7 protein-coding genes are annotated in these 8,182 nt (G+C 69.0%); all 7 read right to left on the reverse strand.

All coding sequences use genetic code 11. The features are described 5' to 3' along the window. On the reverse strand, positions 1–783 hold a 783-nt coding region (locus ACYP33_RS24980; protein WP_459624330.1), incomplete at its 3' end, for a UDP-N-acetylmuramate--L-alanine ligase. Beyond that, entirely contained in the window at positions 780–1,883 is a 1,104-nt protein-coding gene (gene murG / locus ACYP33_RS24985) for an undecaprenyldiphospho-muramoylpentapeptide beta-N-acetylglucosaminyltransferase (RefSeq protein WP_459624331.1), read from the reverse strand. The genes ACYP33_RS24980 and murG, both read right to left, overlap by 4 nt. Then, positions 1,880–3,163, reverse strand: a complete 1,284-nt coding sequence (gene ftsW, locus ACYP33_RS24990) for a putative lipid II flippase FtsW (RefSeq protein WP_414450410.1) — start codon at positions 3,161–3,163, stop codon at positions 1,880–1,882. The genes murG and ftsW overlap by 4 nt, the downstream gene beginning before the upstream one ends. Beyond that, on the reverse strand, positions 3,160–4,671 hold the full coding sequence (gene murD, locus ACYP33_RS24995; protein ID WP_459624336.1) for a UDP-N-acetylmuramoyl-L-alanine--D-glutamate ligase: 1,512 nt from the start codon (positions 4,669–4,671) through the stop codon (positions 3,160–3,162). The genes ftsW and murD overlap by 4 nt, the downstream gene beginning before the upstream one ends. A 26-nt stretch (positions 4,672–4,697) precedes the next feature. Continuing rightward, positions 4,698–5,867, reverse strand: a complete 1,170-nt coding sequence (mraY, locus tag ACYP33_RS25000) for a phospho-N-acetylmuramoyl-pentapeptide-transferase (RefSeq protein ID WP_414443830.1) — start codon at positions 5,865–5,867, stop codon at positions 4,698–4,700. Between the two features lie 14 nt (positions 5,868–5,881). Further along, positions 5,882–7,288 carry a UDP-N-acetylmuramoyl-tripeptide--D-alanyl-D-alanine ligase gene (locus ACYP33_RS25005; RefSeq protein ID WP_459624332.1) on the reverse strand — a complete coding sequence of 469 codons (1,407 nt, stop codon included), beginning with the start codon at positions 7,286–7,288 and terminating at the stop codon, positions 5,882–5,884. Beyond that, on the reverse strand, positions 7,285–8,182 hold an 898-nt coding region (locus ACYP33_RS25010), incomplete at its 5' end, for a Mur ligase family protein (RefSeq protein WP_459624333.1). The genes ACYP33_RS25010 and ACYP33_RS25005, both read right to left, overlap by 4 nt.

Consider the following 8,182-nt stretch of genomic DNA (forward strand, 5'->3'; position numbering starts at 1 on the left):
GATCACCGTGAAATGCATGCGGCCGTCGCGCGCGTCGACCTGTTCGGCGCGCACCTGCGCATCGGCCGACAGCCCGTAGCCGACCACCGGCTTCGAGATGAACGGCACGATCTGGCGCACGTTCGGATCGTCGACGCACACCACGGCGCTGCCGTAGAACGGCAGCTTCTGCGTGAATTCAATGAAGGCCTGCTTCAGACGCGCGAAATCGTGCCCGTAGGTATCCATGTGATCTTCATCGATGTTCGTGATGACTTCGATGACGGGATACAGGTTCAGGAACGACGCGTCCGATTCGTCCGCCTCGGCGACGATGAAATCGCCCGAACCGAGCCGCGCATTGGCGCCGGCGCTGATCAGGCGACCGCCGATCACGAAGGTCGGATCGAGCCCGCCCGCGGCCAGCACGCTGGCGACCAGGCTGGTGGTGGTGGTCTTGCCGTGCGTGCCGGCGATCGCGATGCCCTGCTTGAGGCGCATCAACTCGGCCAGCATGACGGCGCGCGGCACGATCGGCACGCTCAGGCGGCGCGCGGCCAGCACTTCGGGATTGTCCGACCGCACCGCGGTGGACACCACCACGGCGTTCGCGCCCTCGATATTGGCGGCGTCGTGGCCGATCGCCACGCGCGCGCCCAGCGCCTCGAGGCGCTCGGTCACGGCATTGCGCGACAGATCGGAGCCGCTGACCTGGTAGCCCAGGTTGACGAGCACTTCGGCGATGCCGCTCATGCCCGCGCCGCCGATGCCGACGAAATGGATGTGTTTGACGATGTGTTTCATTGCTTCGATTCCAGGTTCGCGCCCGCGACTTGCGCGCACACACGCGCGACCACGTCGGTGGCATCGGGCTTCGCGAGGGAGCGCGAACGTTCGGCCATGCCGGCCAGCGAGGCGCGGGTCTGGCCACGCAGCCAGTCGGCCAGACGCTCGGCCGACAGGTCGCGTTGTTGCATCAGCACCGCCGCGCCCTGATCGGCGAGGAAGGCTGCATTGGTGGTCTGGTGATCGTCGACGGCGTGCGGGAACGGCACGAACAGCGCCGCCACGCCCACCGCGGCGATCTCCGACACCGTCATCGCGCCCGACCGGCAGATCACCAGGTCGGCGTTCGCGTAGGCGGCGGCCATGTCGTCGATGAACGGCAGCAGCGCGACGTCCTGGCCGGCCGCGAGGCCCGCCGCGTCGTAGTTGGCCCGCAGCGCGTCGATGTGCTTGGCACCAGCCTGATGCACGACCTGGGGGCGCGCCTCGGGCGCGAGCAGCGCCAGCGCACGCGGCACGACTTCGTTGAGCGCCGCGGCGCCGAGGCTGCCGCCCACCACCAGCACGCGCAGCGGGCCGCAGCGCGCGGCGTAGCGCGCGGCAGGCGGCTCGATGTGCGTGAGCTCGTCGCGGATCGGGTTGCCTGTCCACTCGGCGTTCGGCAGCGCGCCCGGGAACGCCACCAGCACGCGCCGCGCCAGCTTGGACAGCACCTTGTTGGCCAGGCCGCCGATCGAATTCTGTTCGTGCAGCACGAGCGGACGGCCGGTCAGTGCCGTCATCACGCCCGCCGGGAACGTGATGTAGCCGCCCATCCCGAGCACCACGTCGGGCCGCACCCGGCGCAGCGCGCCGAGGCTCTGCGCGCAGGCGCGCAGCAGGTTCAGCGGCAGCGTCAGCTTGGTCTTCAGGCCCTTGCCGCGCAGGCCGCCGAAACGCACCGGCTCCATCGCGATGCCGTGCTTCGGCACCAGCGTGGCTTCCATCCCGGCCGGATTGCCGAGCCATACGACCCGCCAGCCTTGCGCCTGCATCCGATGGGCGACCGCCAGCCCCGGGAACACATGGCCCCCGGTGCCGCCTGCCATCACCATCAGCGTGCGCTGCCGTGCGGTCATATCTTGCCTCCGCGCATCAGCACCCGGTTTTCGTAGTCCACCCGCAGCAGCACGGCCAGCGACACGCAGTTGAGCAGGATGCCCGAGCCGCCGTAGCTGACGAGCGGCAGCGTCAGGCCCTTGGTCGGCAGCAGGCCGAGGTTCACGCCCATGTTGATGAAGGTCTGGGCGCCGAACCACAGGCCGATGCCCTTGGCCATCAGGCCGGCGAACGTGCGGTCGAGCGCGAGCGCCTGACGGCCGATCTCGAACGCGCGGCGCACGATCCAGTAGAACAGCAGGATCACCACCAGCACGCCGACGAAGCCGAGTTCCTCGCCAATCACGGCGAGGATGAAGTCGGTATGCGCTTCGGGCAGGTAGTTGAGCTTTTCGACGCTGCCGCCGAGCCCGACGCCGAACCATTCGCCGCGTCCGAACGCAATCAGCGAGTGGGTCAGCTGGTAAGCCTTGCCCTGCGCGTAACGCTCGTCCCACGGATCGAGATAGGCGAAGATCCGCTCACGACGCCACGGCGATGCCCACACGAGCATCGTGAAGGTACCCACCGCCGTCGCCACCAGGCCGCCGAACAGCTTGCCGTTCACGCCGCCGAGGAACAGCACGCCCATCGCGATCGCGGCGACCACCATGAATGCGCCCATGTCCGGTTCGAGCAGCAGCAGCATCCCGACCAGGCCGACCGCGGCGGCCATCGGCAGGAAGCCCTTGGCGAAGCTGTGCATGTATTCCTGCTTGCGCACCGTGTAGTTCGCGGCGTAGATCGTCACCGCGAGCTTCATGATTTCCGACGGCTGCATGTTCGTGATGCCGAGCGGAATCCAGCGCCGCGCGCCGTTCACGCCCTTGCCGATGTGCGGGATCAACACCACCACGAGCGCGACCAGCGCCAGCAGGAACAGGTGCGGCGCGTATTTGTCCCAGGTCGCGATCGGCACGCGGAACGCGAATACGGCCGCGATCAACGCGACCGTCAGCGAGATGCAGTGACGCATCAGGAACGCGTAGTCGCGATAGGCCGCGTACTTCGGCGAATCGGGCATCGCGATCGACGCCGAATAGACCATCACCACGCCGAGACCGAGCAGCGCGATCGCCACCCACATCAACGAGTAGTCGAAATCGAGCACGCGCGAGCGGGTCGGGCGCACGCCACCGAGGCCGGCGGCAAAGCCGCCCGACGACGAGGCGCCGCGCGTGGCCGGCCGTGCGACGGCCGCGCCGCCGCCGGCTTCGCGCTGGCCGATGAAACGGGAAACAAAGCGGTCGGACCAGCTCATAGCGTCGTACCTCGGTCGAGTGCGATGTCCTCGAGCGCGCTGCGGAACACCGCGGCGCGATGTGCGTAACCGGTAAACATGTCGAAACTCGCACAGGCCGGCGACAGCAGCACGGCGTCGCCCGGCTCGGCCAGCTCGACGGCGGCCTGCACGGCGGCTTCGAGCGTGGCCTGATCGATCAGCGGCACGCCGGCATCGGCCAGCGCGGCGCGGATCAGCCCGGCATCGCGGCCGATCAGCATCACGGCGCGGCACCAGCGCGCGACCGGCGCGGCGAGCGGCGAGAAATCCTGGCCCTTGCCTTCGCCGCCGGCGATCAGCACGGCGCGTTGCGCGAGGCCGTCGAGCGCGGCCACGGTCGCGCCGACGTTGGTGCCCTTGCTGTCGTCGACGTAATCGACGCCATCGAGCGCGGCGATCAGCTCGACGCGATGGGCCTCGCCGCGATACTCGCGCAGCCCGTGCAGCAGCGCGGCCGGCGCCAGGCCGATCGCACGGGCGAGCGCGAACGCCGCCAGCGCGTTCGCGGCGTTGTGCAGGCCACGAATGCGCAGCGCGTCGGCCGGCATCAGGCGTTTCTGGGCCAGCGTGGGCGCGACGGCCGCTTCGGCCTTGCGACGGCGCGGCGACACCGGCTCGTCGTGGCCGTCGCGATCGATCGCTTCCACCAGCCAGTTGATCCCGCCCTCGCGCAGCAGGCCGTAATCGCCCTCGCGCGACGGCTCGTTCAAGCCGAACGTGACCGCGCGCGGCGCGTCGGCGGCCGCGGCAGGCGGCGCGAACTTCATGACTTCCGCGTCGTCGCGGTTCAGCACGCGCACCGTGCGCGGCCCGAAAATCCGGCCCTTCGCGGCTGCGTAGGCTTCGAAGCCGCCGTGCCAGTCGAGGTGATCCTGCGTGATGTTGAGGACGGTGGCCGCGTCGGGCGCGAAGCTTTCGGCGCTTTCGAGCTGGAAGCTCGACAGTTCGAGCACCCACACGTCGGGCAGCGCGGCCGCGTCGATCGCGGCCGACAGCTTGTCGAGCATCGCGGGGCTGATGTTGCCGGCCACCGCGACCGAGCGCCCCGCACGTTCGCAGAGCAGGCCCGTCAGGCTGGTGGTGGTGGTCTTGCCGTTGGTGCCGGTGATCGCCAGCACCTTCGGCGCATAGCCGTTCGCGCCGAGCGCGGCCAGCGCACGCGCGAAGAATTCGAGTTCGCCCCACACGGGGATGCCGCGTTCGCGCGCGGCGTCGAGCAGCGCGGCGGTGGCCGGATCGCGCGGCGACAGGCCGGGGCTCAGCGCCACCAGCTCCACGCCGCCGTCGAGCAGCGCGGGCGAGAACGGGCCGCCGACGAATTCGGCTTCGGCGACGGCGTCGCGCAATTGGGCAAGATTCGGCGGCGCCTCGCGGGTATCCGCGACGCGCAACGGACACGCGTGCCTCGCGCACCAACGCGCGATCGCGAGGCCCGATTCACCGAGCCCTAGCACGAGCACCATCGGCCGTTGCCGATCTCCAAACATCTCGCCAGACATCGCTTCCTATCCCTTTACCGCAATTTGAGCGTGGTCAAACCGAACAGGCAGAGCATCAACGTGATGATCCAGAAACGCACGACCACCTGCGTCTCTTTCCAGCCGGACAATTCGAAATGGTGATGCAGCGGCGCCATCTTGAAGATGCGACGCCCTTCGCCGTAGCGGCGCTTGGTGTACTTGAACCAGGTCACCTGCAGCATGACGGACAGGGTTTCGGCCACGAACACGCCACCCATGATGAACAGCACGATTTCCTGGCGGACGATCACGGCCACCGTGCCGAGCGCGCCGCCGAGCGCCAGCGCGCCGACGTCGCCCATGAACACCTGGGCCGGGTGGGTGTTGAACCAGAGGAACGCCAGCCCCGCCCCGCCCATCGCCGAGCAGAAAATCAGCAGTTCGCCCGCGCCCGCGATGTGCGGGAACAACAGGTATTTCGAATAGACCGAGCTGCCCATCACGTAGGCAAACACGCCGAGCGACGCGCCGACCAGCACCACCGGCATGATCACGAGCCCGTCGAGGCCGTCGGTCAGGTTCACCGCATTGCTCGCACCGACGATCACGAAATACGTGAGCGCGATGAAGCCCCACACGCCGAGCGGATAGCTGATCGACTTCAGGAACGGCAGCATCAGGTCGGCGCGCGCCGGCAGGCCCATCGACAGGCCGCTGCGCACCCAGCTCATGAACAGGTCGAACACGCGCACGTTGCTGGCTTCGGACACGCTAAATGCGAGATAGACCGCGGCAAACAGGCCGATCAGCGATTGCCAGAAATATTTCTCGCGCGAGGACATGCCGCGCGGGTCCTTGTGGACGACCTTGCGGTAATCGTCCACCCAACCGACCACGCCGAAGCCGAACGTGACCAGCATCACGATCCAGATGAAACGGTTCGTCAGGTCGCCCCACAGCAGCGTGGCGACCGCGATGCCGATCAGGATCAGCACGCCGCCCATGGTCGGCGTGCCCGACTTGACGAGGTGGGTTTGCGGACCGTCCTTGCGCACCGCTTGGCCGACCTTCATTTCGGCCAGCTTGCGAATGACCCACGGACCGCAGACCAGGCCGATGCCAAGCGCGGTGATGGTAGCCATCACCGCACGGAACGTCAGATAGGTGAACAAGCGCAAAAAGCTTGCGTCTCCTTGCAGCCATTGCGCCAGCGCCAGCAACATTGCTTACTTCCTTCTCAGTGTGCGTCGGGCGTCGCGCCCGTCGCGGGTTGGTTCGTCAGTGCGTCGACCACGCGCTCCATCTTCATGTAACGCGAGCCCTTCACCAGCACCGTGGCGGCCGCGCCGTGGCCGGCGGCGTCGAGCGCCGCGAGCAGCGCGCCGATCTCGCCGAAATGCCGTGCGGCGGGGCCGAACGCGGCGCAGGCGTCGTGCGTGGCGTCGCCGATCGCGTAGAGCGCCTCGATGCCGCGCTCGCGTGCGTAGGCGCCGATCTCGCGATGGAACGCCGGGCCTTCGTCGCCCACCTCGCCCATCTCGCCGATCACCAGCACGCGCGGTGCGGCCTGCTGGGCCAGCACGTCGATCGCGGCGCGCATCGAATCGGGATTCGCGTTGTAGCTGTCGTCGATCACGGTCGCGCCAGCCAGCGACGCGAGCGCCGCATGCTTGACCTGCAGGCGGCCCTTCACCGGCTCGAACGCCTCGAGGCCGGCGCGGATCGCGTCGAGCGGCACGTTCGCCGCGATCGCAGCCGCGGTGGCCGCGAGCGCGTTGCGTGCGTTGTGCGCGCCCAGCGCCTGCAAACGCACCTCCAGCGCGCCGGCCGGCGTCGCGATGGACAGCACGCCGCCCTGCATGGTGCCCGTCACCGCGGCGTCGGTCGTGCCGGCGCCGTCGTTGAGTGCGAAATCGACCACCCGGTTGCCGGTGGCCGCGACGCGCCAGATCCCGGCGTATTTGTCGTCGGCCGGAAACACCGCGACGCCGTCGGGCGTCAGCGCGTGGATCACCGACGCATGTTCGAGCGCGACGGCCTCGACCGTCGCCATGAATTCCTGATGCTCGCGCTGCGCGTTGTTGACCAGCGCGACCGTGGGCGCGGCGATCTTCGCGAGCGTCTGCGTCTCGCCGGGGTGATTCATCCCCAGTTCGATCACGGCGAGCCGGTGCGCCGGCGCGAGCCGCAACAGCGTCAACGGCAAGCCGATGTCGTTGTTGAAGTTGCCGGCCGTCGACAGCCGGGCATCCTTGCCCACCGCCGCCGCGAACACCGACGCGATCATTTCCTTGACGGTGGTCTTGCCATTGCTGCCCGTCACGGCAACCAGCGGCCCCGTGAAGCGCCGGCGCCAGCCGTGCGCGAGCGCGCCGAGCGCCACGCGCGTGTCGGCCACCTTCAGTTGCGCCAGCGTGGCCGGTGCGTCGCTGCGCGACACCAGCACCGCGCTCACGCCACGTGCGGCGACCTCGGCGAGAAAATCGTGCGCGTCGAAGCGCTCGCCCTTCAGCGCGACGAACAGATCGCCTTCGCCTGCCGTGCGGCTGTCAGTGGACACGCGCGAGAACGCGATGTTCCCGTCGCCCGCGATCGTCGCGCCCGGAATCAGTTCGGCGGCTTCGCGCAGGGTCAGCATCGTCATTCGTTGCCTCCGTGTGCGTGCGTCGCGCGCGCGGCCAACGCGAGCCGCGCATGGTCCTGATCCGAGAATTCGCGTTTCTTGCCCATGATTTCCTGTGTGGCTTCGTGGCCCTTGCCGGCGAGCAGCACGACATCCTCGCGCGCCGCGCCGCGTACGGCCTGCAGGATCGCGCTGGCGCGATCCTCGATGCGTTGCGCGGCATCCGGCGTGCGCATGCCGGCGGCGATCTGCTCGATGATGGCGAGCGGCACTTCGCTGCGCGGGTTGTCGCTCGTGACCACGACGCGATCGGCGAGCCGCTCGGCGATGCCGCCCATCAGCGGACGCTTGGTGGTGTCTCGATCACCGCCGCAGCCGAACATGCAGACCAGCGCGCCGCCGCGTGCCGCCGCGATCGGGCGCAAGGCTTCGAGCGTCTTTTCGAGCGCGTCGGGCGTGTGCGCGTAATCGACCACGACCAGCGGTTCGTCGCTCGCGATCCGGCCGCCGAGCCGCTGCATGCGGCCGTTCACCGATTCGAGCTTGCGCAGTTCGGCCAGCGCCGCGTCGAACGGCACGTCGGCCACCAGCAGCGTGCCGAGCACGGCCAGCAGGTTGCTGACGTTGAACAGGCCGAGCGTGCCGACTTCGACATCGGCATCGCCCCACGACGACGCCAGACGGAACGCCGTGCCGGTGGCCGTGGCACGCACGTCGTGCGCGATCAGTTCGCGATCGGCGTCGGGCGCATCGGCGCGATCGCCAATGCCGTACGCCACGGTGCGCGTGCGCCCGGCCAGCGCTTCGAGCAGGCGTTCGCCGGCCGCGTCGTCGCGGTTGACGATGGCGTGACGCAGCCCGCGCCACGCAAACAGCTTCGCCTTCGCGGCCTCGTAGGCCGCGAAGCTGCCGGGG

It is taken from the genome of Burkholderia sp. 3C (genome assembly GCF_054589155.1).

What these genes read in the sequence shown, in the direction of transcription:
- murG (WP_459624331.1), bottom strand. Translation starts at nt 1,883, where the DNA reads ATGACCGCACGGCAGCGCACGCTGATGGTGATGGCAGGCGGCACCGGG.
- ftsW (WP_414450410.1), bottom strand. Translation starts at nt 3,163, where the DNA reads ATGAGCTGGTCCGACCGCTTTGTTTCCCGTTTCATCGGCCAGCGCGAA.
- murD (WP_459624336.1), bottom strand. Translation starts at nt 4,671, where the DNA reads ATGTTTGGAGATCGGCAACGGCCGATGGTGCTCGTGCTAGGGCTCGGT.
- mraY (WP_414443830.1), bottom strand. Translation starts at nt 5,867, where the DNA reads ATGTTGCTGGCGCTGGCGCAATGGCTGCAAGGAGACGCAAGCTTTTTG.
- ACYP33_RS25005 (WP_459624332.1), bottom strand. Translation starts at nt 7,288, where the DNA reads ATGACGATGCTGACCCTGCGCGAAGCCGCCGAACTGATTCCGGGCGCG.